The organism is Sinimarinibacterium thermocellulolyticum (assembly GCF_040327995.1).
GTDB lineage: Bacteria > Pseudomonadota > Gammaproteobacteria > Nevskiales > Nevskiaceae > Solimonas > Solimonas thermocellulolyticum.
The window spans coordinates 24449-47824 of record NZ_JBEPIJ010000018.1; the positions used below are offsets into that span (position 1 = coordinate 24449).

26 protein-coding genes are annotated in these 23376 nt (G+C 67.5%); 16 read left to right on the forward strand and 10 right to left on the reverse strand.

Translation table 11 applies throughout. The annotated features are described in order from the left end of the window. The first annotated feature begins 63 nt into the window (after positions 1–63). The 3 genes from ABSH63_RS13290 (at position 64) to ABSH63_RS13300 (ending at position 3159) form a co-directional block, all read left to right on the forward strand. Entirely contained in the window at positions 64–1008 is a 945-nt protein-coding gene (locus ABSH63_RS13290; protein ID WP_352890357.1) for a DegV family protein, read from the forward strand. 49 nt (positions 1009–1057) lie between these two features. Beyond that, the gene (locus tag ABSH63_RS13295; protein WP_352890358.1) at positions 1058–1807 is read left to right on the forward strand and encodes a ParA family protein; all 750 of its coding nucleotides are present in this window, start codon (positions 1058–1060) and stop codon (positions 1805–1807) included. 287 nt (positions 1808–2094) lie between these two features. Next, a complete protein-coding gene (locus ABSH63_RS13300; protein ID WP_352890359.1) occupies positions 2095–3159 on the forward strand; it encodes a YfaP family protein in 1065 nt (354 codons plus the stop codon). A 44-nt stretch (positions 3160–3203) separates the two neighbouring features. On the opposite strand, the gene ABSH63_RS13305 is transcribed toward ABSH63_RS13300, so the two are convergent. The 3 genes from ABSH63_RS13305 to ABSH63_RS13315 all read right to left on the reverse strand — a co-directional run bounded on the left by ABSH63_RS13305 (position 3204) and on the right by ABSH63_RS13315 (position 5690). Then, a complete protein-coding gene (locus ABSH63_RS13305) occupies positions 3204–4307 on the reverse strand; it encodes a 5-(carboxyamino)imidazole ribonucleotide synthase (RefSeq protein WP_352890360.1) in 1104 nt (367 codons plus the stop codon). Further along, on the reverse strand, positions 4304–4774 hold the full coding sequence (purE, locus tag ABSH63_RS13310) for a 5-(carboxyamino)imidazole ribonucleotide mutase (RefSeq protein ID WP_352890361.1): 471 nt from the start codon (positions 4772–4774) through the stop codon (positions 4304–4306). Before purE ends, ABSH63_RS13305 begins: the two co-directional genes overlap by 4 nt. Positions 4775–4955: 181 nt before the next feature. Next, on the reverse strand, positions 4956–5690 hold the full coding sequence (locus tag ABSH63_RS13315) for an SIMPL domain-containing protein (RefSeq protein WP_352890362.1): 735 nt from the start codon (positions 5688–5690) through the stop codon (positions 4956–4958). A 209-nt stretch (positions 5691–5899) separates the two neighbouring features. Here ABSH63_RS13315 and sufT point away from each other — a divergent pair, with 209 nt between their 5' ends. Then, positions 5900–6448 (forward strand): putative Fe-S cluster assembly protein SufT, encoded by a 549-nt coding sequence (gene sufT, locus ABSH63_RS13320; protein WP_352890363.1) that lies wholly within the window; start codon positions 5900–5902, stop codon positions 6446–6448. Positions 6449–6469: 21 nt separating this feature from the next. After that, complete coding sequence (gene apaG / locus ABSH63_RS13325; RefSeq protein WP_352890364.1) at positions 6470–6856, forward strand: Co2+/Mg2+ efflux protein ApaG; 387 nt, start codon at positions 6470–6472, stop codon at positions 6854–6856. 24 nt (positions 6857–6880) lie between these two features. Here apaG and ABSH63_RS13330 read toward each other — a convergent pair whose 3' ends face one another. The 7 genes from ABSH63_RS13330 to ABSH63_RS13360 all read right to left on the reverse strand — a co-directional run bounded on the left by ABSH63_RS13330 (position 6881) and on the right by ABSH63_RS13360 (position 14254). Continuing rightward, entirely contained in the window at positions 6881–8206 is a 1326-nt protein-coding gene (locus ABSH63_RS13330; protein ID WP_352890365.1) for an NADH:flavin oxidoreductase/NADH oxidase family protein, read from the reverse strand. Between the two features lie 128 nt (positions 8207–8334). Continuing rightward, positions 8335–9153 carry a bifunctional DNA-formamidopyrimidine glycosylase/DNA-(apurinic or apyrimidinic site) lyase gene (gene mutM / locus ABSH63_RS13335; RefSeq protein WP_352890366.1) on the reverse strand — a complete coding sequence of 273 codons (819 nt, stop codon included), beginning with the start codon at positions 9151–9153 and terminating at the stop codon, positions 8335–8337. 84 nt (positions 9154–9237) lie between these two features. Further along, complete coding sequence (locus tag ABSH63_RS13340; protein WP_352890367.1) at positions 9238–10137, reverse strand: DUF4340 domain-containing protein; 900 nt, start codon at positions 10135–10137, stop codon at positions 9238–9240. A 9-nt stretch (positions 10138–10146) separates the two neighbouring features. Then, positions 10147–11556, reverse strand: coding sequence for a GldG family protein (locus ABSH63_RS13345; RefSeq protein ID WP_352890368.1), 1410 nt, complete (start codon positions 11554–11556; stop codon positions 10147–10149). A 16-nt stretch (positions 11557–11572) separates the two neighbouring features. Next, positions 11573–12319 carry an ABC transporter permease gene (locus tag ABSH63_RS13350; protein WP_352890369.1) on the reverse strand — a complete coding sequence of 249 codons (747 nt, stop codon included), beginning with the start codon at positions 12317–12319 and terminating at the stop codon, positions 11573–11575. After that, entirely contained in the window at positions 12319–13260 is a 942-nt protein-coding gene (locus ABSH63_RS13355; RefSeq protein WP_352890370.1) for an ABC transporter ATP-binding protein, read from the reverse strand. Before ABSH63_RS13355 ends, ABSH63_RS13350 begins: the two co-directional genes overlap by 1 nt. 133 nt (positions 13261–13393) lie before the next feature. After that, on the reverse strand, positions 13394–14254 hold the full coding sequence (locus tag ABSH63_RS13360; RefSeq protein WP_352890371.1) for a lysophospholipid acyltransferase family protein: 861 nt from the start codon (positions 14252–14254) through the stop codon (positions 13394–13396). A gap of 276 nt (positions 14255–14530) precedes the next feature. On the opposite strand from ABSH63_RS13360, the gene dtd reads away from it, so the two are divergent. From dtd to ABSH63_RS13415, 11 genes are all read left to right on the forward strand, one after another. Continuing rightward, positions 14531–14971 (forward strand): D-aminoacyl-tRNA deacylase, encoded by a 441-nt coding sequence (gene dtd / locus ABSH63_RS13365; RefSeq protein ID WP_352890372.1) that lies wholly within the window; start codon positions 14531–14533, stop codon positions 14969–14971. A gap of 141 nt (positions 14972–15112) precedes the next feature. Further along, on the forward strand, positions 15113–16921 hold the full coding sequence (locus ABSH63_RS13370) for a hypothetical protein (RefSeq protein WP_352890373.1): 1809 nt from the start codon (positions 15113–15115) through the stop codon (positions 16919–16921). Between the two features lie 81 nt (positions 16922–17002). Beyond that, positions 17003–17596 carry an imidazoleglycerol-phosphate dehydratase HisB gene (gene hisB / locus ABSH63_RS13375; protein WP_352890374.1) on the forward strand — a complete coding sequence of 198 codons (594 nt, stop codon included), beginning with the start codon at positions 17003–17005 and terminating at the stop codon, positions 17594–17596. Between the two features lie 52 nt (positions 17597–17648). Beyond that, entirely contained in the window at positions 17649–18290 is a 642-nt protein-coding gene (gene hisH, locus ABSH63_RS13380; protein WP_352890375.1) for an imidazole glycerol phosphate synthase subunit HisH, read from the forward strand. Positions 18291–18436: 146 nt separating this feature from the next. Next, complete coding sequence (hisA, locus tag ABSH63_RS13385; RefSeq protein WP_352890376.1) at positions 18437–19162, forward strand: 1-(5-phosphoribosyl)-5-[(5-phosphoribosylamino)methylideneamino]imidazole-4-carboxamide isomerase; 726 nt, start codon at positions 18437–18439, stop codon at positions 19160–19162. Between the two features lie 47 nt (positions 19163–19209). Continuing rightward, positions 19210–20010, forward strand: a complete 801-nt coding sequence (gene hisF, locus ABSH63_RS13390) for an imidazole glycerol phosphate synthase subunit HisF (RefSeq protein ID WP_352890377.1) — start codon at positions 19210–19212, stop codon at positions 20008–20010. Positions 20011–20059: 49 nt separating this feature from the next. Continuing rightward, positions 20060–20401 carry a phosphoribosyl-ATP diphosphatase gene (locus ABSH63_RS13395; RefSeq protein WP_352890378.1) on the forward strand — a complete coding sequence of 114 codons (342 nt, stop codon included), beginning with the start codon at positions 20060–20062 and terminating at the stop codon, positions 20399–20401. 15 nt (positions 20402–20416) lie between these two features. After that, a complete protein-coding gene (gene tatA / locus ABSH63_RS13400) occupies positions 20417–20647 on the forward strand; it encodes a Sec-independent protein translocase subunit TatA (protein WP_352890379.1) in 231 nt (76 codons plus the stop codon). Positions 20648–20671: 24 nt separating this feature from the next. After that, positions 20672–20962 (forward strand): Sec-independent protein translocase protein TatB, encoded by a 291-nt coding sequence (tatB, locus tag ABSH63_RS13405; RefSeq protein WP_352890380.1) that lies wholly within the window; start codon positions 20672–20674, stop codon positions 20960–20962. Between the two features lie 4 nt (positions 20963–20966). Continuing rightward, positions 20967–21746, forward strand: coding sequence for a twin-arginine translocase subunit TatC (gene tatC / locus ABSH63_RS13410; protein WP_352890381.1), 780 nt, complete (start codon positions 20967–20969; stop codon positions 21744–21746). Positions 21747–21830: 84 nt separating this feature from the next. Further along, the gene (locus ABSH63_RS13415; RefSeq protein ID WP_352890382.1) at positions 21831–23258 is read left to right on the forward strand and encodes a M20 family metallopeptidase; all 1428 of its coding nucleotides are present in this window, start codon (positions 21831–21833) and stop codon (positions 23256–23258) included. Positions 23259–23376 lie beyond the last annotated feature (118 nt).

The following is a 23376-nucleotide window of genomic DNA, read 5'->3' on the forward strand; positions in this document are numbered from 1 at the left end:
GGTTCGTCAGCGCGACGATCGCCGCTACACTGCTGCCGACCCATGGGTGGAGGAGAGGGTTGCATGCGTATCGGCATCGTCGCGGATGCTAGCTGCGACTTACCCGCGGACTTCTACCGCGAGCACGGCATCGGCGTACTGCCGGTGGCGATCCGCCTCGGTGACGAGACCCTGGTCGACGAACGCGATCCGGCGGCGACGCTGCGTTTTTATGCCGAGCAACTGGCCGACAAGGGCGTGGATGCGGAAACCGTGCCGCTGTCCGCCGAGCAGATCCGCAACCGCTTTCTCGAGCGCCTCGTGCTCGACTACGACTACGTGTTCTGCATCACCATCACCGCCACGCGCAGCCCCATCTTTGATCACGCCACCAAGGCCTCGTTCGCGATCCTCACCGATTACAAGACGCCGCGCAGCGCCGCGGGCATCAGCGGACCTTTTGCGCTACGCGTGGTGGACTCCAGAAACATGTTCTGCGGCAGCGGCGTGCTCGTCGCCGAAGCGGCACGATTGGTGCGCCAGGGCGCACAGCCCAACGAGATTCGCAAGCGGCTCGACGAGCTGCGCGATCACGTCTGCGGCTACATGGTGCCGGGCGATCTGTATTACATCCGCAACCGCGGCATCAAGAAGGGCGAGAAGAGCGTCGGCCTGATCAGCTATGCGATTGGCTCGGCGCTCGACATCAAACCGGTGATCCTGTGTTACCGCGGCGAGACCCAGCCGATCGCCAAGATCCGCGGTTATGAGCGCGCGGTCGAGCGCATGTTCGAGCACGTCGCCCGTCAGATCGAGCTCGGCATCGACACGCGCCACGTCTGCATCAGCTACGGTGGCGACCCGACGCTGGTCGCGGGCCTGCCCGGCTACGAGCGACTGGCGAGCGCGGCACGCGACCACCGCATCGATATCCTCACCAGCATCATGTCGGCCACCGCGGCCGTCAACACCGGCGCGCGCTGCGTCGCCATCGCCTACGGCGGGGAGCTGCGCAGCTTCGGCGGTTGAGCGCCGCCGGTCGCGGTCTGCCGCCGCCACGACCAGGAGATCCAGGCCCATGAAGACACTGGCGCTGCACAACCTCAAAGGCGGTGTCGGCAAGACCGCGGCGGCGGTGAACCTCGCCTATCTGGCCGCCGCCAACGACGTGCGCACGCTGCTCTGGGATCTGGACCCGCAGGGCGCCGCGAGCTGGTACTTCCACGGCGAGCCGCAGGACTGCACGGCCAAAGACCTGCTCCGCGGTCCGCCCTCGACCATCAGCCGACTGGTGGTGCCGTCGCCTTATCGGCAGCTCGACCTGGTCCCTGCGGATTTCTCCTACCGCTATCTCGACATCCTGCTGCGCAAGATCGAACCGCCGCGCGCGGCCTTGCAGCGTCTGCTCAAGCCCTTTGCCGGCCAGTACCGGCTTGCAGTGCTCGATTGCCCGCCCAGCCTGTCGCACCTGGCCGACAACGTCTTTTCCGCCGCCGATCTCGTCGCGGTACCCGTCGTGCCGACGTTTCTGTCGCTGCGCGCGCTCGAACAGGTGCAGGCCTACTTCCAGCAAGAGGGCTTCGACGCCAAGAAGCTACGACCGTTCTATTCGATGGCCGATCGCCGCCGCAGCTTGCATCGCGAGCTGCTGGAACGCCCACCGCGGGCGATGGCGCGCGCGTTCAAGGCGGTGATCCCCTACGCCGCGATGGTCGAGCGCATGGGCGAACGCCGGGCGCCCATGGCCGTCTACGCGCCGAGCGAGGACCCGGCGCTGCTGGCCTATGCCGAGCTATGGCTGGAAGTCAGTGCGGCGCTGGCGCTCTAGGAGCCTGGGCGGCGGGCAAACCTGGCAGGCGAGGCAAAGCCGTTTCGAGGCAGGTTTCGCGTCGGTTTGAGCGCAATAGCGGGTTCTATTGGCTGAAAAGCAACGTGGAAAGATGCCCGCAACGGCGAAGCCGCAGTCGCGCGTTTTTTCCGCCCAGGCTCCCGGCAGCGTGAACGGCATCACGCGGGCTCGCCACACGGGATTGCGGTTGCCCCTGATGACGCCCACACTGCGATGACCGGGTGCGCAATCCCGCCATCCGACGCTGTTGAACGCGGGGGCAAGTCATGAACATGCATACAGTGAGTCGAGTCCGCACGAATATGCGCGGTATCTTTTGCGCCGCCGTCGTGATGCTCGCGGCCTGCGGCGGTGGTGGCAATGACGGTCCGGCGCCGACGCCCGCGCCCACACCCACACCGGGATCGACGACGATCAGTCCCAGCGACGCCAATGCCGTGATGCAGGCACTCGCCGTGAAAATCGGCGGCGTCGAAGGTCAGCTCGGTCAAGGCGACATCCCGGCACAGACGGCGGAGGACCCGAAGATCGAGTCCGTCGGTGCCGAAACGCCAGCGAGCAATGGCTCGACGGCGCAGGTGCCGATCACGATCAACGCCAGCCAAGCGCTGCAGGCGTTGTTCCTCAAGGTGCCCGGCTCCGACAGCCTGATCACCGTGAACCTGGGTGGCGCGGGCAAGTCCGCTTTGCGAGAGCAACAGGCGGCGTTCGCGGCGAACGGCAAGCCCAAGGCCGAGCAGACCTTCAACATCGAGATCACGCTGCCGACCAACATCGAGCAGGGCCGGTTCAGCGTCGACATCGCCGTTCGCGATGCCACCGGCAACGTGTCCAACACCGGGCGCGGCGTCATCGTCGTCGGCCAGGTTGGAACCGGAAAGCTACAATTCTCGTTGAGCTGGGACGCCGGCGTCGATCTCGATCTGCACGTCACCGAACCGGACGGTAACCAGATCTACTACGCCAATCCGGGGCCGTCGACCAGCGGCGGCAGGCTGGACATCGATGACCTCAATGGCCCCGAGCCCAGCGACAGGCCTCCCGGCGAGCCCGAGGGCGTGGAAAACATCTTCTGGCAGAATGCCGCGCCGACCGGGACCTACGTCGTGCGCGTCGACTATTTCAGCGGCTCGCAGGCCGCGAACTTTGTCGTGACCGTCTCAGCGGACGGCCAGATTCTCGACACGATCTCGCGCGCCAACTTCCAGAGCGGGTGCGTGCGCGTGTACACGCTCGACTACGGCGGCAGCGCGACGAACTCGACCGGTACCGTCTCGCCCGGGCTAACGCCAGACCCGGCCGGTCCCTGTGGCGGGGCGGTTGCGCCCTGAATGACGATGGCGGCGGGTCGGGCCGTCGCAGGCCCAACCCGCGCTTACTGCGCCGAAGCGTCGACGAGCGCCTGAAGCCTCTGCAGGCGCTGCTTCAGCTCAGCCTCGTCTGCCGCCGTCACCGTCGCATGGCCGACCTTGCGCTGCGGCTTGGGCGTCTTGCCGTAGTGATGGATGTGCACGCCAGGGATGGCGGCAAGGTCCGCGTCCGCCGGCGGATGGCCGATGAAGTTGACCATCACGCTCGGGCCGCGCAAGGCGGTCGAGCCCAGTGGCAGGCCGGTGATCGCACGCAGGTGGTTCTCGAACTGCGAGCATTCGGCCCCTTCGATGGTCCAGTGCCCAGAGTTGTGCACGCGCGGCGCGATCTCGTTGGCGAGCAGGTGGCCGTCGGCGACGAAGAACTCGAAGGCGAGCACGCCGGTGTAGTCGAGGTGCTCGACCACGCGACGAGCGTAATCCTCGGCCTCGGACTGCAGCGGGTCGTTCGCGCGCGGCGTCGCCACGCGCAGGATGCCGTCGCGATGCACGTTCTCGACCACCGGGTAGAACGCGAGTTCGCCGCGCCTGCCACGCACCGCAAGGCACGATAGCTCGCGTTCGAACGGCACGAAGGCCTCGAGGATCAGCTTCGCCGAGCCGCTGGACGCACCGAGCTTTTGCCATGCGGCATCGACGTCGGCCGCTGCGCGCAGCAGCGCCTGGCCTTTGCCGTCGTAACCAAGGCGCCGGGTCTTGAGCACGGCCGGCAGTCCGATGTGGCGAACCGCTAGATCCAGCGCCTCGCGCGTGGCCACCGGCATGTAGCGCGGTACCGGGATCCCGAGCTGGTCGAAGAGCTGCTTTTCGGACAAGCGGTCCTGTCCGACGCTGAGCGCCAACGGGGCCGGCAGCAGCGGCACGCGGTGGGCGACGAACTCGGCGGTCTTGGCCGGCACGTTTTCGAACTCGTAGGTCGCGATGTCGATCTGGCGGCAGAACTCGGCGAGCGCGTTCTCGTCCTCGTAAGCGGCGTAGAGGTGCTCGCCCAGCGGCGCTGCGCAGGCTTCGGGTGCCGGATCGAGAAAGACAAAGTCCAGATCCAGCGGATAGCCGGCCAGAGCGAGCATGCGCCCGAGCTGACCGGCGCCGAGAATGCCGATCTTCATTTCACGTCCAGGGGTTGGTCGTCATCGAGCACGGCCTGCGTCTGCTGACGGCGCCAGGCCGCGAGTCGGCGTGCCAGCGCCTGGTCCTCGTTGGCGACGATGGCGGCGGCGAGCAGCGCGGCGTTGACCGCGCCGGCGCGGCCGATCGCGAGCGTGCCGACCGGAATGCCGGCGGGCATCTGCACGATCGACAACAGCGAATCCAGACCGTTGAGCGCCTTGGACTGCACCGGCACGCCGAGCACCGGCACCAGGGTCTTGGCTGCGCACATGCCCGGCAGATGCGCAGCGCCACCGGCGCCGGCGATGATCGCCTTGAGGCCGCGGCGCTGAGCGCTGTCGGCGTACTCGAACAGCAGATCCGGAGTGCGGTGCGCGGAAACGATGCGCGCCTCGTGGGCGATGCCGAGCTCATCGAGTGTGCGCACGGCATGCGCCATCGTCTCCCAATCCGAGCGGGAGCCCATGATGACGCCAACCAACGGCGGAGATTTCTTCGGCACTTGTGCTTGCCCGAGGCGGCGGGAAAGCGCGGAATTATCTCACCAGAGCCGCGCGAACGCATGGGGGCGGCCGGCAAGCGCCGACCGGGCCGCGGAAAATCGAGATAACAAATCAACCAAAGATCGTTTATCTACGACTTCATCACTAGCGCCCGATCAGGTCGAATTCCACACTGACATCGGCTGCGATGCGGATCTCGCCGGCGTTGATGCCCATCTGCGGATTGCCGCCGGCGTCCAGCGCCGCCTCGGCGCGCATCGCCATCATCTTGTACGGCTGCGGCGGCGGCAGCGCTTGTCCGGCTTCGCGCACGACGCGGGCGCTACCGAGTTTCACACCCAGGGCGCCGGCCAGCGCCTGGGCGCGTGCCTGGGCGTCCTTGGCGGCGCGCACGAGCGCCTCACGCACGAGCGCGTCGGCTTCGCTGGATTCGAGCATCGGCGGATGCACGTGATTCACGCCGGCCTCGGTCGCACCGAGAATCACGTCGCCGAGCCGGTCGAGCTTGCGCACCAGCACCTGGATGTCGCGGCGCGCGCGGTAGCCGACCAGCTTCTGCTGGCGCGCCGCTTCGTCCCAGACGTATTCGGGCTGCAGCGAGATGCCGGTGGTGGAGATGTCCCGGTCATCCACGCCGATGCTGCCGAGCGTCTCCAGATAGCGGCGCACGATGCGGTTGACCTCGGCCTCGGCGGCCTTGACCTCGCCATCCAGCGCATCGACCGCGAGCGACAGGCGCGCACGGTCGGGCAGGGTCGTGACTTCGCCATGGCCACTGACGGCGATCGTCGGCGGTTCGCTCAGCGGTTGCGCGGCGCTGGCCGTGGCGCAACACCAAGCCGCGAGCGCGACGGAAAGACCACGAACGAAGTTCTTCATGTTCCGGATTCCGGTGGTGGGGGATCGATGCTGCCGCAGCTGCACCGGCTCTTGCCTGAACGCCGCGGCGGCGCAAGCGGGGTCGAGCCGCGTTCTCGAACGGATCATGCCAGTTCCGACACCGCGCGGATGCGGCCCAGACCCCGCGCGATTAAACTTGGTTCCCCGTTTTTGCTGTCAGGCGCGGCTGCGCCAGTCCCCGAGCCGCAATGAGTGCCACCTACGAACCCGTCACCCTGAGCCGGGATGTCATCGGCATCCTGATCCCGCAGGGCACCAAGGTCGAGCTGCCAGAAGGCGCCAGCGGCGCGATCACCCAGGCCCTCGGCGGCAGCTTCACGGTGCAGGTCGAAGGCCATCTGTTCCGCATCGATGGCAAGGATGCCGATGCGATCGGCAAGGAGGTCCAGAAAGGGCCCGAGGTGCCCGCCGACGCCACCGACGCCGAGATCGAGCAGGCGATCTGGACGCAACTGCATCGCTGCTACGACCCGGAAATCCCGGTCGACATCGTCGAGCTGGGTCTGATCTACGAATGCAAGGTGGAGCCGCTCGGCGAGGGTCAGCGCCGCGCCAAGATCCGCATGACCCTGACCGCGCCGGGCTGCGGCATGGGCGAGATTCTCGTCGAGGACGTCAAATCCAAGGTGCTGGCGCTGCCGACCATCACCGAGGCCGATGTCGAGCTGGTGTTCGATCCGCCGTGGAACCAGTCGATGATGTCCGACACCGCCAAGCTCGCGACCGGCATGTTCTGAAGCGAGAAGGAAATCGGCGCCATGTCGGAGACGGTCACCCGCGGCATCCGCATCATCGTGCAGCCGCGCTATGTGGCGGAGCAATCCGATCCGGAAAACCGGCAGTACCTGTTCGCCTACCACATCACCATCCGCAACGAAGGCGACGAGACCGTGCAACTGCTGTCGCGGCACTGGATCATCACCGCCGGCGACGGCAGGGTCGAGGAAGTGCGCGGCCCCGGCGTCGTCGGCTACCAGCCGGTGCTGCGGCCCGGCGAGGAATTCCAGTACACCAGCGGCTGTCCGCTCGACACGGCCGTCGGCACCATGCACGGTGCGTTTCAAATGGTCGTGCAGGCCAGCGGCGAAGCCTTCGACGCGCACATCCGCCCCTTTTGTCTGGCGGTCCCGGGCGCGCTGAACTAAACGAAGCCGCGACTGCCCGCACCGTCACTCCCCCGGGGGCGCCGCGCCGGCGTCGAGCGCACGGCGCGCCTTGCGCATGCGCGCGGCGACGGTCAGTTCGTCGGCGAGGTAGGCGAAAAACGACTTGAGCACACCGCGCTCGAGGTCGGGTTCAAGACCATCGGCGAGGCGGAACAGTTGCTGGTAGTACCAGCCCTGCTGGCCGAGCACGTTGACCAGCTTGATGAAGAACAGCGGACTCGCACCCGACAGCCAGCGTGCCTTGCCCAGCTTGAGCGTCTTTTCATAGCGCGGCGCTTCGTCCGTCTCGCGGGCGAGCAGACGCTTGGGAAAATCGGGGTCGGTGCACAGCGGGCGGCCGAGGCCGATCACATCGCAGCACCCGCTGACGAGCGCCTCCTCCATGCCGGCGCGCGTGCGAAAGCCACCCGTGACCATCAGCGGCATCGTCGCGATCTTGCGGATGCGCTCGGCATAGTCGAGGAAGTAAGCCTCGCGCAGGCGCGTACTGTGCCGCTGCGGCTCGACGGCGGAATCGTCGCGGCCGGAGTAGCCGAGTAGGCGCGGCTGTTCGTAGGTGCCGCCGGAAATCTCCAGCAGATCGATCTTCTCGGCGTTGAGCAGCTCGACCACGCGCAGGCAATCGTCGTTGGAGAACCCGCCCTTGCGGAAGTCGTCGGAATTGAGCTTGACCGCGACCGGGAAATCGTCACCGACCGCGGCGCGCGTCGCACGCACGGTCTCGATCAAAAAGCGCGCACGGTTGTCGATGCTGCCGCCCCAGGCATCGGTGCGGACGTTGGTGACCGGTGACAGGAAGGAACTCAGCAGATAGCCGTGCGCGGAATGGATCTGCACGCCGGTGAAGCCGGCTTCGCGGGCGGTGCGCGCCACACGCGCGAAGCGCTGGATGAAATCGAGGATCTCGTCCTCGCGCAGTTCGCGCGGCTTCGCGTAATTGCCGAACAGTTCGAGCTGCACCGCCGACGGACCCAGCGGCTCCGTGGTGACGTAGCGCGGCGATTGACGGCCGGCGTGCGAGATTTGCATCCACAGATGATTGCCGGCGACGGTACCGGCCCTGGCCCAGTCCTTGAGCCGGGCGATGCCGCCATTGCCGTCGATGGCGACGTTGCCGGGGCGTTCGAGCACGCGCCGGTCGATCTGCACATTGCCGGTGATCAGCAGCCCCGCGCCGCCCTCGCTCCAGCGCCGGTAAAGCGTCACGTGACGCGCGGTCGCGCGCAGCCAGGGATCGGCGATGCCCTCGGTCATCGCCGCCTTGCACAGACGATTCGGGAGCGTCACCCCGCAGGGCAGCCGCAGCGGCTGCGCGATGGGATCGGTCATGGGTGTTGGCCTGCTGTCGTTGGCATGCGTGGGCGGCAGTCTGTAAGGCCGCGGCGGCCGCGGCAACACCCGATGCGCGTGTCTTGCGCCCGCGCTGCCGTCAATGCCCCCGACTGCGGCACCGGGACTCAGCGTTGACAGCGCGGGCAGTAGAACGAAGAGCGCTGGCCGATGACGATGCGCCGGATCGGTGTGGCACAGACGTGGCAAGTCTCGCCGTTACGGCCGTAGACGGCGAGCGCCTGCTGGAAGTAACCGGACGCACCGTCGGCGCCGGCGAAGTCGCGCAGCGTCGTGCCGCCCAGCCTCACCGCTTCGGCGAGCACCTCGCGGATCTGCGCGGCCAGGCGCGTGCACTCGGCGCGCGTGAGCCGACCGGCGGCGCGCGTCGGCCGAATGCCGGCACGAAACAGCGCCTCGGTCGCGTAGATGTTGCCGGCGCCGACGACGATGCGCCCGTCCATGACGAAGCTCTTGACCGCGGCGCTGCGCCCGCGCGAGGCGCGAAACAGATACGCGCCGTCGAAGTCGTCCGAGAACGGTTCCGGCCCCATGTCGCGCAGCAGCACATGCTCGGTTTCGGTAGCCGGCCACCACAGCATCGCGCCGAATCGCCGTGGATCGTGGAAGCGCACGATCCGCCCGCTGTCGAGTTGCCAGTCGACGTGATCGTGCTTGCGCACCGGGGCATCTGGATCGAGCACGAAAAGGCGGCCACTCATGCCCAGATGCAGGATCACGCGATCGCCGCTGTCGAGCACGACGATCAGATACTTGCCGCGCCGGTCGATGTACTCGACGCGCCGGCTTGCGAGCTTGGTCGGCAGCTCCGGCGGGATCGGCCAGCGCAGCCGCGGTTCGCGCACCACGGCGGCGTCGATGCGGCGGTGTTGCAGATACGGAGTCAGACCGCGGCGAACGGTCTCGACTTCGGGCAGCTCCGGCATGGCGATATCAAGTCCGCAGATGCACAGCGATGAACCTGGCGGTGCCGCTCATCCGCGTTCATCCGTGTGCATCTGCGGATGAGGTTACTGCGCGGTCGCCGTCGTACTGGGCGTCGCCGTCGGACTCGGTGTCGGGGTCGGCGAAGGCGTCGGTTCGGGCAGCTTCGTCAGCTTGTCGAGTTCCGCCTTCGAGACCGTGTAGCGCACGCCGTAGGCGGGATTGTCGATCTTGAGTTGTGGCTCGCGCTCGACGATGCGCAGGTTCAGCTCGCCGTCGGCGAGCAGGATGCGCACCGGCTCGCCGGCGTCGCCGGCATCGGCCGGGCGCTTGGCGTTCCACATCGCACGGACCTTCTGCCAGGCCTGCACCAGGGTCTCGATGCGTGCGGGCTCGGCATCGGGCTGCTCGGGCGAGGTCCAGGTGCCGCCTTCGGCTTCGCGCGTCACGGTGAGTCCCGGCAGCTCGATGCGGCGGATCTCGGCGCCGTCCGGCAGCAGCGCTTTGGCTACGAGGTCGCTGTAGTCGGCGTCGAGCGCCGCGCTCGGTGGATCGAGCACCAGGGCCACCTGCTCGCCGCTGCGCACGTAACGGCGATGCTCGATCGGCTCGGTGTCGCCGAAGGCCAGCTCGATGTCGTTGAGCGTGATGCGGTAGCGCGGCGGATCGAGCTTGAGCTCGGCCAGATCCACGTCGCCAACGGCCAGACTGCGCTTGATGTCGAGGGTCGCGAGATTGACCAGGCTGGCGACCTCGAATTCGTCGGCTGGCGCCTCGACCGGTTCCACCAAGCGCCAGCGTCCATCCTGTTTCTGCAGGCGGATCGGCGGCTGCTCGGGATGATCGATGCGAATCGAGGTGATCGCGTCCTGCGCGAGCGGCGTCAGCGGCGGGAACACCTCGTCCTGCTCCCGGCTGAACCACAGCAGCGCGCCCAGCCCAGCGACGGCGACGGCGAGCGCAATGTTCAGATGCGAGCGCTTCATCGATGTCCCCTATCGGCGGCGACGCACGGCCCAGCGCGCGACGCCGAAGCCGAGCAGCGACAGCGGCAGCAGCAGCACGAAGATCACCGAGATCGTCATCGTCGCCCAGCCCGGCAGGTAGAGCATGGTGTCGGGCGCGGCCTTGACGTCGATGTTGAGCTGCGCGTCGCGGCTCGCCAGCCACTGCACGATGTTGAGGCCGAGCTGCTGGTTGCCGAGTTCGCCGATGTAGGCATCGGCGAGGAAATCGGCGTCACCGACCAGTACCACGCGCTGCGGACGCGCAGCCTCCGGCTTGGCCTTGGCCGCGGCGTCAGACGCTGCGGCATCGGCAGCCTCGCCTGCGGTTTTGTCCGGCGCCGGCGGCGTGTACGAGCGCGTCAGCGTCACGCCGATGTTCAACGGGCCGCGGATGTCGCCCTCGTCGAGCGCGACGGTGCCGGCCTCGATGTTGCCGGTCTCGAGCCAGGCCGCATCCGAGGTCTTGAGCATCGGCTGCAGCGTCCAGCCCTCTGCCCCACTGCCGGCGATCGAACGCACCAACGGGAACAGCGTGACGAGATCGAGTCCGCGCGTGACCGGATTCGGCGGATAGCCGATCGCGGCGAAGAAGCCCGGATGCCCGGTGCCGAGCAACTGGTACTCCGGCAGGATGGCGTAGCCGTTCTGCCATTCGATGCCCAGATCCTGGGCCAGTGGCTCGATGCCGGCAGGGAAATCCGGGTCGGCCAGCCACAGCAGATTGCCGCCGTTTTTCACGTACTCGCGGATCAGTTCGACCTCGCCGTCGAACAGCTTCGCCGTCGGCGAGGCGATCACCAGCACGCTGGTGTTGTCGGGAATCGCGGGGTTCTGCACCAGGTTCAGGCTCTGGACCTTCAGGCCCTTGTCGCGCAGCGCCTGAGCGAAGCGCGCGTAGCTCGCCGGGCCCTGCCCCGTGATCGCGCGCTCGCCGTGGCCTTCGAGAAAGACGACGAACTGTTCACCCGAGTACGACAGCCGCTGCAGTGCCGTGGTGATGCTCTGCTCGGTGGTCGCGCGCAGGTTCTCGCGGCGACCCTGGTACTCGACCACGACCTCGCCGATGAAATTGATGTTGAACTCGCGCACCTTCTGCGGCGAGACGCTGGGATCCACGTACTCGATGCGGATGTCCTTCTTCTCGCGCAAGTACTTGCCGAGGTCTTGCTCGACCGCACGCCGCGTGTCGGCGCCGCTGGGCGCGAACACGTAGAAGGTCACCGGGCCGGTCAGCGAATCGAGCAGCTGCACGCTGGCGTCGGTCAGCGTGTTGCGCTTGTTCGCGGTCCAGTCGAGCTCGGCCTTGAAACGCACCGAGACGAAGCCGAGCAGCACGATTACCGCGGCGACGAGCACGCCGTTGCCGAGCTGCTGCCACAGAATCTGTTTTTTGTTCATCGGTTCTGTCCCCCGATCAGTTCCGTTCCATGTCCAGCCGCAGCACCGTCAGCGACAGGAACAGCGTCGAGAACAGCAGGTAGTAGATCGCGTCGGCGGTGTCGAAGACGCCGCGGCGCAGGCTCTCGTAGTGGTCGATCAGCGACAGATAGCCGAACAGCTCCTTGAAGGGGATCGAGTCGTTGTACGCGAGGATGTTCAGCAGCCACACCACGAGCAGCAGGCCGAAGCTGCCGACGGCGGCGATGGTCGGCTCGCGCGTGCAGGCGGAGACGAACATGCCGGCAGCGCCGAAGGACATCATCAGCAGGAACAGGCCGAGCAGGCCGGCGGCAATGCGGCCCCAATCGAGATCGGTCGACCAGTTCAGCGACAGCGGCATCAGCGCCATCAGCACGATCACGACGGCGACGAAGCCGAGCAGGCCGACGAACTTGCCGAGCACGATCTCGGTGAGCGACACCGGCGCCGAGAACAGCAGCGTCAGGCTGTTGGATTTGCGCTCCTCGGCGAACAGCCGCATCGTCATCAGCGGCATGACCAGCAGCAGCAGGATGGTGGCAAAGCCGTACAGCGAGCCGCCGATGTAGTCGGAGACGCCGAACTGGTTGCCGGACAGGCCGGCGTTGTTCGCGTAATCGACCAGCAGGTTGATGAACACGAAGCCCATGATGAATTGCACGATCGCGAGCACCGCCCAGGCCAGCGGCGACAAAAAGATGCGGCGCAGCTCGTAGCGCGCGATGTTCAGGACGTTGCTCATCAGGCCGCCTCCTTCTCGATGTCACCGGACGTGAGCTCGACGAAAATCTCTTCGAGCGTGCGCGACTGAGCGCTGAGCTCGTACAGCCCCCAGTTGCCGCGCGCCGCGGCCTCGGCGAGCGCCTCGCGCGGATCGGCGCCGTCCGCCGCCTCGATGCGAAAGCGACCGGCCTCGAGCGCCTGCACGCGGCGCACGCCGACGATACTTTCGAGCGCGGCCGCCGCCGGCGGACGACGCAGACCAAGGGTGATGGCGCCGACGCCGACGCTGCGCGTCGTGTCCAGTGATTCGTTGTAGACCACCTGACCGCGCGCGATGATCATCACGCGCGAACACACGGCCTGGATCTCCGGCAGGATGTGGCTCGACAGGATGACGCTGTGGTTGGCGCCCAGATCTTTGATCAGCTTGCGGATCTCGCGGATCTGGATGGGATCGAGGCCGACCGTCGGCTCGTCGAGGATCACCACCGGCGGACGATGGATGATGGCCTGGGCGATGCCGACGCGCTGCTGGTAGCCCTTGGACAGATTGCCGACCAGCCGATGCCCGACGTCGACGAGGCCGCAGTCGCGCTTGGCCGAGGCCACCGCCGCATCGCGATCGGCCTTGGCGACGCCGTGCAGGCCGGCCGCGTAGCGCAGGTACTCGTCGACGGTCAGCTCCGGGTACACCGGCGGCTGCTCGGGCAGATAGCCCAGATGCCGTTTGGCTGCCTTCGGCTCCTCGCGCAGCGAGACGCCCTTGATCAGGGTCTCGCCGTCGCTGGGCGCGAGATTGCCGGTGAGCATCTTCATCGTCGTCGACTTGCCGGCGCCATTGGGGCCGAGCAGGCCGAGGATCTCCCCCTTGCGCAGCGTGAGATCGAGTTTCTCGACGGCCACGGTCGGTCCAAAGCGGCGCGTGAGTCCACGCGCCTCGATCAGGACTTCGCTATCCATATCCCCTTGTCGGTGTTGTCGGAAAGACGGCGCAGTCTGGGACAGACCAAGCGCCGGCGAGTTCCAAAACCGCGGCCGCGATTCTAGGCACGGCGACCGGGGAATCAAGCCGGGATCGCGGCGGCCGCTGCGGTCAGTAGAGCCGCGGCAGTCCCTCGGGCCGGCGGCGAAAGCGCTTGTAACCCCACCAGTACTGTTCGAGGCAGTCGCGTGCGCAGCGCTCCAGTCCGGCGTTCATCGCCGCGACCGCGGTCTGCAGATCCTCGCTGTCGATGCCCGGCGGCGCGGGGAAACAGTGGGCGACGAAGCCGCGTCCCCAGCTCAGGCGCTCGCCGTAGAAGAACACCACCGGTGCTCCGGTTTTGCGCACCAGCTTGGCGACCAGCGTCGGCGAATGTGCCGGCTGATCGAAGAACGGCGCGAACACGCCGCGACCGGGTGGCGGATCCTGATCCGGCATGAAGTAGATGGTCTCGCCCCGCCGCAGCGCGTCGAGCAGAGGCCGGCCGACGGCACCGTCGGCGGCCAGCATGCGGCCACCGAAACGACAGCGCCCCGCGGTCGCGATCTCGTCGAGCACGCCGCCCTGGCGCTTGTACAGGCCGGTGGCCGGATGCTGCTTCGAGTACGGAATCGCCACCGATTCCCAATTGCCCTGGTGCAGGGTCAAAAGGATCAGCCCCTTGTTCTGCGCCAGCGCGGCGTCGAGGTGCTCACGCCCGCGCCATTCGCGGACCAGGCCGAGCACGCGCCGTTCCGGCGCCAGCCAGATCACCGCCATCTCGACGATGGTCTTCATCTCGTGACACAGCGAGCGCCGCACCAGGCGCCGGCGCGCATCCGGCGGCATCCCGGGCAGGCACAGCCGCAGGTTGATCTCGGCGGCGCGGCGCCGGCTGTTGGGGATGAGCCACAACAGCCAGCCGACCAGGTTGCCGAACCCCTGCAGCACCGGCAGCGGCAGGCGCGCGAGAATGTGGAACAGGATACGCATGGCGCGCCATTATGCGCTGCCGGCGCAAAGCGGCCCGCGGCCGCACCGGCTCCCCGGCAACGGGCGCCGGCAAGCTACAGGATGCAGGAGGCGTGAGAGGCGGGAAAAAAGTGCCCGGCGCGGGCCGGGCATGAAGGGAGGAGGAAAAAACCATGTTGCCCCGCCCGGTCGATTCAGGGGAACCAGACGGAACGAGTCCAGTGTGGCGCGTCGCGCACCGACGCGATGTCCGCACCGACACCCGTCGAGCTGTAGGAAATGGCTGATGGAGCAAGGATGATCGCGCTGCTGCAACGGGTGCTCCGCGCGTCCGTGACCATCGAGGACCGTGTGCACGCCCGCATCGGCAAGGGCCTCTTGGTACTGGTCGGCGTGCGCCCGGAGGACGGCGAAGCCCAAGCGGCGCGGCTGCTCGATCGGCTGCTCGGCTACCGCGTGTTCGCCGACGACGCCGGACGGATGAACCGCTCGCTGCGCGACTGCGGCGGCGGTCTGCTGCTGGTGCCGCAGTTCACCCTGGCCGCCGACACGGCGCGCGGCAGTCGCCCCGGGTTTTCGACGGCGGCGCCGCCCGATCAGGCGCGACGGCTGTTCGAGTCCCTGGTCGCGCGGGCGCAAGACGCGTGGCCGCAGACCGCCGCCGGGGTGTTCGGCGCCGACATGCAGGTCGAGCTGGTCAACGACGGTCCGGTGACGTTCTGGCTGGAAGCGCGCTGAACCACGGCACGACCCCCTGAGGCTAAGCCTGCGATAAGATCGGCTCGCATCCGCGCGTCAGCATTTGCCGTAACGATTCGTCAGAATTCGTCGTATCCGCGGCCCGGCGAGCGCGAACGTGACCCTGGAGGGAAAGTCAGCATGTCCTTGATGTTCCTGCCGAGGCTCGCCCTCACGCTGGCCGCGGGGCTCGTGGTGGCCGCCTGCGGCGACTCCACCCCCGCAGGCGCGCCGGTGCCACCTCCCGTGGGCGGCGGCGCCGGCGGTTGTCCGCCCGCCGGAGAGAGCATCGTCGTCGCCGAGCTCGCGGGCACGACGCCGGTTGCCGCCGAGGGCGTGGCCCTGGGCGGGGATCAGCCCGAACACACGATCCGCGTGCCGAGCGGCTGTGACATCGCGCAATTGGTGGTGCGGTTGCGCTGGGACCTCGCGGCCGAGGATCTCGATCTGGAGGTGTATTTTCCCGACGGCAGCCTCGCCAGCACCTCGGCCGATTTCAATCTGCTGGAGGGCGCCGCCGAGGAGATCGCCACGGTCGGCAATCCGCCGCCCGGCGATTACCGCGTGCGTGTGATCGGCTATGTGAGTACCGGTACGGCTTACGACCTGCTCGCCTCGGCCGAAGGTGGCGACACGGTGCTGCCGCCCGCCGATCTCGGCGGACTCGCCGCTGGCCCGGCGCCGCGCGTCGTCGTGGCCGTGATCGATTCGGGCATCAATCCTTACCATGCCTACTTTCATGCCGGCAGCCCGATCTACCCGCAGGGCGCACCACCGTCGGCGGTGACCCGCGACGTGCTCGCGGAGTTCGGCATCCCGGCGCAATGCGTGATCGAACTGACCCGGACCGGCGATTTCGCGGCCGACTTCGCGGCCGATGTGGCCAGCGGTCAGTGGCGCAAGGCGGATTTCTGCGAGCTGGTCTGGTTCAAGGGGACCAATGTGCTGGCCAAATCCTTCGCCGCCGGCACCACGGTGATCCTGCCGGACGACGAGGGCGATACCCACGGGGTCGGCACCGCGGCGGCCGTGCTCGGCGCCAATCCCGAAGCCATCGTGCTGTTCCTCGAAGGCATCGGCGACGCCGCCGAGACGTATGCCTTCACCCACCCGGCCGTCGATCTGGTCAGCACCTCGTATGGCGCGCCAGGCAGCCTGCCGCTGCCCGGCCACATCAACATGAGCTTCACCGGGACCTACGCCAACGGCAAGCTGCATTTCGGCGCCTGTGACAACTCACCGTCGAGCTGTGTGCAGGATGGGACCGGCGGTCCGTGGTGGAGCATCGGCATCGCCGGCTTCGAGGAAACCGCCGATAACGAGCCGGCCGGCTCCTCCGGCGGACGCCAGTCGCTGTCCGGCAATCTGGTCGATTTCATCGCCGACTTCACCCAGACCTTGCCGTATTGCATGGCCTGCGAGGACGGTTACGACGATTTCGTCGGCGGGACCAGCTTCGCGACGCCGCGCAGCGCCGGCACGGCATCGAAAATCCTGCTCGCCGCCCGTCGGACCGTCGGTCACGTTCGCGGGATTCGCCCGGGTACGCTGCCGCAGATGCCGCCGGCGATGGTCGCCGGCGCCGGCCTCAACATCAGCAACTGGCAGCTGCGGCGCGCGCTCGAGCAGGCGGCGTGGATCCCCGAGTTCGGCGATTACGATCCGCTGGCCGGCGTCCAGGAATTCGGCCCCGGGTACCCCATTCCACCGGCGGCGGCCGCCAGCGTCATCGGCTGGGGCGTGCTGACGCCGGCGCCCGAGGCCGGCGTGGTCGAACGCGCGCTCGGTGCGCTCGGCCTTCGCGCGGCCCCGCCCGCCAAGGATCCCAGCTACTGTCGGTTCCAGACCGCGCTGATCCAGGCGCGCAAGCTGTACTGGGATTACGGCAACGTCGACAGCGAGACCTACCTCGACCCGCCGTCACCGGACCCTTTCGTCTATTGCGACTGAGCCGGGCGGAATCGAACGGTGGTTCAAATCGACCGGCGCCGGGAGTACCATAGCGGCCCCTTCGCGTCAGCCCAGGGCCCGATGGCTGCCCGCACCGCCAGCGTCCAACGCGACACCCGCGAAACCCAGATCCGCGTCAGCCTGAACCTCGACGGTTCGGGCGAGGCTCGTCTGGCCACCGGCATCGCGTTTCTCGATCACATGCTCGACCAGGTCGCGCGCCATGGCCTGATCGACCTCGACATCCAGGCCAAGGGCGATCGCGAGATCGACGACCACCATACCGTCGAAGACATCGGCATCACGCTCGGCCAAGCCTTCGATCGTGCGATCGGCGACAAGAAAGGCATCGTGCGCTACGGACACAGCTACGTGCCGCTCGATGAGGCGCTGTCGCGCGTCGTCGTCGACCTGTCCGGACGTCCGGGGCTCGAGTACTTCGTCGAGTTCCCGCGGGCGCGCATCGGCGCGTTCGACGTCGACCTGTTTCGCGAGTTCTTCCAGGGCTTCGTCAACCATGCCAAGGTGACCCTGCACATCGACAACCTGCGCGGGCGCAACGCGCATCACATCGTCGAGACCGTGTTCAAGGCCTTCGGTCGCGCGCTGCGCATGGCCTGTTCAGCGGACCCGCGCATGGGCGACGTTACGCCATCCACCAAGGGCAGTCTCTGAGCCAGGCCCGCGCGCTCGGCCCGGCGCCGCGCGGCGACCACGCGACCTCACCATGGCAGCATCCATCGGCGTCATCGACTACGGCATGGGCAATCTGCACTCGCTGGGCAAGGCGCTCGAGCGCGTCAGTGGCGCCAGCCGCGTCATCGTCAGTTACGACACAGAGGTGCTGAAGCACTGTGACCGGCTCGTGCTGCCCGGGGTCGGTGGCGTGCGCGAGTGCATGAACGAGCTGCGCCGCTTGGAGCTCAACCAGTTGGTTGCCGAGGCCGCGCGTGAAAAGCCCATGCTCGGCATCTGTCTGGGCATGCAAGTCATGCTCGAATGGAGCGACGAGAACGGCGGCGTGCCGGCACTGGGCCTGTTCCCCGGCAAGGTCGTGCGCTTTCCCGATCCCGCGCCGGACGCGCGCGGCGAGCGCCTGAAGGTGCCGCACATGGGCTGGAACCGTGTCCACCAGAGTCGTCCCCATCCGCTGTGGGAGGGCGTGCCGGATGAGGCCTGGTTCTATTTCGTGCACAGCTACCACGCATCCCCGGCCAATTCCGCCCACGTGCTCGGGACCGCCGAATACGGACATGCCTTTGCCGCGGCCATCGCGCGCGACAACATCGCCGCCTTCCAGTTTCACCCGGAAAAGTCGCAGAGCACCGGCATGACGCTGCTCGGCAACTTCGCGCACTGGAGTCCCTGACCGGATCGCCGATCCGGACCGAGTTGCCAGAGGCGGCCGAATTGGGCACAGTTCGGGCGAGTCAGGCATCGAAGCATCATCAGCCATTCCCATCGGGCCGCATTGCGCATCGAACCGACCCCTTCCCTGACAACCGTCCCAGCCTCATGCTGTTGATTCCCGCGATCGATTTGAAAGGCGGCCAGTGCGTGCGTCTGCGCCAGGGCCGCATGGACGACGTGACGGTCTTCTCCGACGAGCCGGTCGGCGTCGCCAAGCGCTGGGCCGACGAGGGTGCGGAACGCATCCACATCGTCGACCTCGACGGCGCGGTCAAGGGTCAACCGATCAACGTCGCCGTGATCGAACAGATCGCCGCCGCAGTGAAGGTGCCGGTGCAGGTTGGCGGCGGCATCCGCGACGAAGAGACGGTGCAGCGCTATCTCAACGCCGGCGTGCAGTACGTGATCATCGGCACCAAGGCCGTCAACGCGCCGCACTTCCTGCACGATCTGTGTCTGGAATTCCCGCGCCATATCATCGTCAGCCTCGACGCCAAGGACGGCCGCGTCGCCCTCAATGGCTGGGCCAAGCTCACCGGGCACGACGTGATCGAGACCGCGCTGCACTGCGAGCGCGACGGCGTAGAGGCGATCATCTACACCGACATCGCCAGGGACGGCATGATGCAGGGCTTCAACGTCGAGGCGACGCGCAATCTGGCGCGAGCGCTCAAGACGCCGGTACTGGCCTCGGGCGGCATCAGCTCGCTGGACGACATTCGCACGCTCAAGGAACTCGAGTCCGATGGCGTCGCCGGCGCCGTCATCGGCCGCGCGCTCTATCAGGGCGCGCTCGACTTCAAGCAAGCGATCAAGATCGCACGCGGCTGAACACCGCGACGCGGCGCGCCGGCCGCATTCCGCTCCAGGTATTCAACGTGCTCGCCAAACGCATCATCCCCTGTCTCGACATCGACCGCGGCCGCGTCGTCAAGGGCATCAAGTTCGAAGACGTGCAGGACGCCGGCGATCCGGTCGAGGTCGCGCGCAAGTATGACCAGCAGGGTGCCGACGAGCTGGTGTTCCTCGACATCACCGCCAGCCACGAGGCGCGGCCGATCCTGTTCCAGACGGTGGAAAAGGTCGCGCGCGAGATCTACATCCCGCTGACCGTGGGCGGCGGCGTACGCACCTGCGCCGACGTGCGCTGCCTGCTGTCGGCCGGTGCCGACAAGGTCAGCATCAATACCGCCGCGGTCGAGAACCCGGACTTCGTCACCGAGGCCGGTAGCCGATACGGCGTGCAGTGCATCGTCGTCGCCATCGACGCCAAGCGCGTCGTGCCGAAAAAGCCGCCGCTGGTGCGCAAAGCGGCGCGCAGCGAGGCGCCGCGCTGGGAAGTCTTCACCCACGGCGGCCGCAGGGCGACCGGGCTCGACGCGGTGGAATGGGCGGTGAAGATGGTCGAGCACGGCGCCGGCGAACTGCTGGTCACCAGCATGGACCGCGACGGCACCAAGGCCGGTTACGACATCGAACTGCTCGAGGCTATCTCGGCCGCGGTCAGCGTGCCGGTGATCGCCTCCGGCGGCGTCGGCACGCTGCAACACCTGCACGATGGGTTGATGCGGGGCCATGCCGACGCGGTGCTCGCTGCGAGCATCTTCCACCACGGCACCTACAGTATCGGCGAGGCCAAGCGCTTCCTCGCCGACAAGGGCGTCCACGTCCGGCTCTGAACCGCTGCGGCCGCGGGGAGTACACTTGTCTTCCGACGGTAATCCACGGATGGCAGGCTTGATCCCTCCCGGCGACATGATCGGCGAGCTGTACCGCGTGCTCCAGGACCGCAAGACCGCGGACCCGGGTGCGTCGTACGTCGCCAGCCTTTACCGCAAGGGTTCGGACGCGATCCTCAAGAAAATCGGCGAGGAAGCCGCCGAGACGCTGATCGCCGCGAAAAACCCGGACGATGAAGCCCTGGTGCGTGAGCTCGCTGACCTGTGGTTCCACACGCTGGTGCTGATGGCCCAACGCGACATCGAGCCCGCGCGCGTGACCGGCGAGCTGGCGCGCCGCTTCGGTACGTCGGGCCATGCCGAAAAGGCGGCCAGGCCGCGCACGTCCTAGCAAAGAGGTGATGAGATGGGTTCCCTGAGTATTGGTCATTGGCTGATCGTGCTGCTGATCGTGCTGCTGATCTTCGGCACCAAGAAGCTGCGCAACTTGGGCGGCGATCTGGGCGGCGCGATCAAGAACTTCCGCGCCTCGATGCGCGAGGGCGAGGCCGACGCCAAGGCGTCGAGCGAGCCGCTCGCCGGCGGCGATACGGCGCAGACCGACGGCGCCGCCAAGCGCGACGACGGCAAGGCTTGATCGGCGCCGCGAGGTGCGCCGCGTATGTTCGACTTCAGCTTCGCCGAGATCGCGCTGTGCATGGTCATCGCGCTGATCGTGCTCGGCCCCGAGAAGCTGCCCAAGGTCGCGCGCACGGTCGGCCGCTGGGCCGGCCAGGCGCGCGGCTACCTGCGCAATTTCACCGCCGAACTGGATCGCGAGGCGAGGCTGTCCGAACTCAAGAAGCAGCTCGACGAAGCCAACCGCATCGTGCGCGAGCAGAACCGTGCGCTGAACTCGGCGATCGAAAAAACCGTCTCCGAACTCGGCAAGGACACGCCGCCGAAGTCCTGAGTCCATGAGCGAATCCGAACCCGACAGCCCGCAGCGCGAGCAGCCGCTGATCGCGCACCTTCTGGAGCTGCGCGACCGCCTGCTCAAGATCGTCTGGGGCGTGCTGCTGGTGTTCCTGCCGCTGATGGCCTTCGCCAAGGAGCTCTATGCCTGGCTGGCGCAGCCGCTTTTGCGCATGCTGCCCGAAGGTACCTCGATGATCGCCACCGAGGTCGCCTCGCCGTTCTTCACACCGATCAAGCTCGCCGCGCTGGTCGCCTTCGTCGTCGCGATGCCGTGGGTGCTTTATCAGGTCTGGGCCTTCGTCGCGCCGGGCCTGTACAAGAACGAGCGCCGCCTGGTCGTACCGCTGCTGGTGTCGAGCACCCTGCTGTTCTACGCCGGCATCGCCTTCGCGTACTTTCTCGTGCTGCCAACGGTGTTCAAGTTCATCATCGGCATCGCCCCCGAGGGCGTCGCGGTGATGACCGACATCGCCAAGTATCTGGACTTCGTGCTCGCGCTGTTCCTCGCCTTCGGCTTCGCCTTCGAGACGCCGGTCGCGCTGGTGCTGATGGTCAAGACCGGCTTCGTCACCCCGGCCAAGCTCGGCGAGGCGCGCGAGTACGTGCTGGTCGGCGCCTTCGTCGTCGGCGCCATCTTCACGCCGCCGGACATCGTCTCGCAGATCATGTTGGCGGTGCCGGTGTATCTGCTCTATGAGCTCGGCATCGTCGCCGCGCGTATCCTGGTGCCGGGCAGTCGCGAGGTCGAGGCGCAGCGCGAGCAGAACAGGGGCGCTTGACGACGCGCGCACGATCGACGGCGCGAGCGCCGCAACCGGCGTGTCGATCGGCAACGGCGCGCAACCGCAACCCAGGAACGAGTCATGGACCGTAGTCGCATCCAGAACTTCATCGCCGGCCTGTGGGACGACGAAATCGTCGCGCAGCTCACCGAGTACATCCGCATCCCCAACAAGTCGCCGCTGTTCGATCCGCAGTGGCAGCAGCACGGCTACATGGACGACGCGGTGCGCCTGATGGAGCGCTGGGCGCGGGCCAAGCTCGGCGCGCTGCCGGGGGCGACGCTGGACGTGATCCGCCTGCCCGGGCGCACGCCGCTGATCTTCATCGACATCCCCGCGGCCAACGGCGGCCGCGACGATGACGTGGTGATGCTCTACGGCCATCTCGACAAGCAGCCGGAGATGGACGGCTGGGCCGACGGCACGGGGCCGTGGACGCCGGTGCTCAAGGACGACAAGCTCTACGGCCGCGGCGGCGCCGACGACGGTTACGCGATCTTCGGTTCGCTCGCCGCGCTGCTGGCGCTGCGCGAGCAGCAACTGCCGCAGTCACGCTGCGTGGTGCTGATCGAGGCCTGCGAGGAATCCGGCAGCTATGACCTGCCGCATTACGTCGATCATCTTGCGCCGCGTCTTGGCCAGCCCTCGCTGGTCGTGTGCCTGGACTCCGGCTGCGGCAACTACGACCAGCTCTGGCTGACGACCAGCCTGCGTGGCCTGGTCGGCGGCAATCTGCGTGTCGACGTGCTGACCGAGGGTGTGCACTCGGGCGATGCCTCCGGCATCGTGCCGTCGAGCTTTCGCGTGCTGCGGCAGATCTTGTCGCGCCTCGAGGACGAGACCAGCGGCGAGATCCGCGCTCGCGACTTTCACGTCGAGATTCCGCCGCAGCGTATCGAGCAGGCGAAGCTGGCCGCGGCCGTGCTCGGCGCGGCGGTCTACAGCAAGTTCCCGTTCGTCGACGGTATGCGACCGGCGGCCGAGGATCTCACCGAACTCGTGCTCAACCGCACCTGGCGGCCCCAGCTCGCGGTCACCGGCGCCGCCGGTCTGCCGGCACTCGCCGACGCCGGCAACGTGCTGCGCCCGTACACCGCGGTGAAGCTGTCGCTGCGCATTCCGCCGACGCTCGATGGCAAGAAGGCCGCGGCCGCGCTCAAGCGCATCGTCGAATCCGATCCGCCGTACGGGGCGAAGGTGCGCTTCGAGGGCGAGAAGTCCGGCAGCGGCTGGAACGCGCCGCAACTCGCGCCGTGGCTGGAGGCGGCCGTCGACGCCGCGTCGCGCGCCTATTTCGGTGCGCCCCCCGTCTACATGGGCGAGGGCGGTACGATCCCCTTCATGGGCATGCTCGGCGAGAAGTTCCCGGACGCGCAGTTCCTCGTCACCGGCGTGCTCGGCCCGCACTCCAACGCCCACGGCCCCAACGAGTTCCTGCACATCCCGACCGGCAAGCGCGTGAGCATGGTCGTCGCCGACATCGTCGCGCGACACGCGCAGCAGAGCTAGCCCGGATCCGTCACCAGCGAGCCGATAGACGCGCCTGGAGCACGGGCGGAGGCTTTCTGGTTTCGGAATGACCAATTTGACGACACGGTGAGGGTATTTTCGGCGCTTTGGACGCAGC

Excerpts from the sequence above, each read along its gene's own strand:
- tatC (WP_352890381.1), top strand. The coding sequence starts at position 20,967 with ATGAGCGAATCCGAACCCGACAGCCCGCAGCGCGAGCAGCCGCTGATC.
- ABSH63_RS13295 (WP_352890358.1), top strand. The coding sequence starts at position 1,058 with ATGAAGACACTGGCGCTGCACAACCTCAAAGGCGGTGTCGGCAAGACC.
- mutM (WP_352890366.1), bottom strand. The coding sequence starts at position 9,153 with ATGCCGGAGCTGCCCGAAGTCGAGACCGTTCGCCGCGGTCTGACTCCG.
- ABSH63_RS13345 (WP_352890368.1), bottom strand. The coding sequence starts at position 11,556 with ATGAACAAAAAACAGATTCTGTGGCAGCAGCTCGGCAACGGCGTGCTC.
- ABSH63_RS13330 (WP_352890365.1), bottom strand. The coding sequence starts at position 8,206 with ATGACCGATCCCATCGCGCAGCCGCTGCGGCTGCCCTGCGGGGTGACG.
- purE (WP_352890361.1), bottom strand. The coding sequence starts at position 4,774 with ATGGGCTCCCGCTCGGATTGGGAGACGATGGCGCATGCCGTGCGCACA.
- dtd (WP_352890372.1), top strand. The coding sequence starts at position 14,531 with ATGATCGCGCTGCTGCAACGGGTGCTCCGCGCGTCCGTGACCATCGAG.
- hisH (WP_352890375.1), top strand. The coding sequence starts at position 17,649 with ATGGCAGCATCCATCGGCGTCATCGACTACGGCATGGGCAATCTGCAC.
- ABSH63_RS13395 (WP_352890378.1), top strand. The coding sequence starts at position 20,060 with ATGGCAGGCTTGATCCCTCCCGGCGACATGATCGGCGAGCTGTACCGC.
- ABSH63_RS13415 (WP_352890382.1), top strand. The coding sequence starts at position 21,831 with ATGGACCGTAGTCGCATCCAGAACTTCATCGCCGGCCTGTGGGACGAC.
- ABSH63_RS13300 (WP_352890359.1), top strand. The coding sequence starts at position 2,095 with ATGAACATGCATACAGTGAGTCGAGTCCGCACGAATATGCGCGGTATC.
- sufT (WP_352890363.1), top strand. The coding sequence starts at position 5,900 with ATGAGTGCCACCTACGAACCCGTCACCCTGAGCCGGGATGTCATCGGC.
- hisA (WP_352890376.1), top strand. The coding sequence starts at position 18,437 with ATGCTGTTGATTCCCGCGATCGATTTGAAAGGCGGCCAGTGCGTGCGT.
- apaG (WP_352890364.1), top strand. The coding sequence starts at position 6,470 with ATGTCGGAGACGGTCACCCGCGGCATCCGCATCATCGTGCAGCCGCGC.
- ABSH63_RS13290 (WP_352890357.1), top strand. The coding sequence starts at position 64 with ATGCGTATCGGCATCGTCGCGGATGCTAGCTGCGACTTACCCGCGGAC.
- ABSH63_RS13340 (WP_352890367.1), bottom strand. The coding sequence starts at position 10,137 with ATGAAGCGCTCGCATCTGAACATTGCGCTCGCCGTCGCCGTCGCTGGG.
- ABSH63_RS13360 (WP_352890371.1), bottom strand. The coding sequence starts at position 14,254 with ATGCGTATCCTGTTCCACATTCTCGCGCGCCTGCCGCTGCCGGTGCTG.
- tatA (WP_352890379.1), top strand. The coding sequence starts at position 20,417 with ATGGGTTCCCTGAGTATTGGTCATTGGCTGATCGTGCTGCTGATCGTG.
- tatB (WP_352890380.1), top strand. The coding sequence starts at position 20,672 with ATGTTCGACTTCAGCTTCGCCGAGATCGCGCTGTGCATGGTCATCGCG.
- hisB (WP_352890374.1), top strand. The coding sequence starts at position 17,003 with ATGGCTGCCCGCACCGCCAGCGTCCAACGCGACACCCGCGAAACCCAG.
- ABSH63_RS13350 (WP_352890369.1), bottom strand. The coding sequence starts at position 12,319 with ATGAGCAACGTCCTGAACATCGCGCGCTACGAGCTGCGCCGCATCTTT.
- ABSH63_RS13370 (WP_352890373.1), top strand. The coding sequence starts at position 15,113 with ATGTCCTTGATGTTCCTGCCGAGGCTCGCCCTCACGCTGGCCGCGGGG.
- ABSH63_RS13305 (WP_352890360.1), bottom strand. The coding sequence starts at position 4,307 with ATGAAGATCGGCATTCTCGGCGCCGGTCAGCTCGGGCGCATGCTCGCT.
- ABSH63_RS13355 (WP_352890370.1), bottom strand. The coding sequence starts at position 13,260 with ATGGATAGCGAAGTCCTGATCGAGGCGCGTGGACTCACGCGCCGCTTT.
- ABSH63_RS13315 (WP_352890362.1), bottom strand. The coding sequence starts at position 5,690 with ATGAAGAACTTCGTTCGTGGTCTTTCCGTCGCGCTCGCGGCTTGGTGT.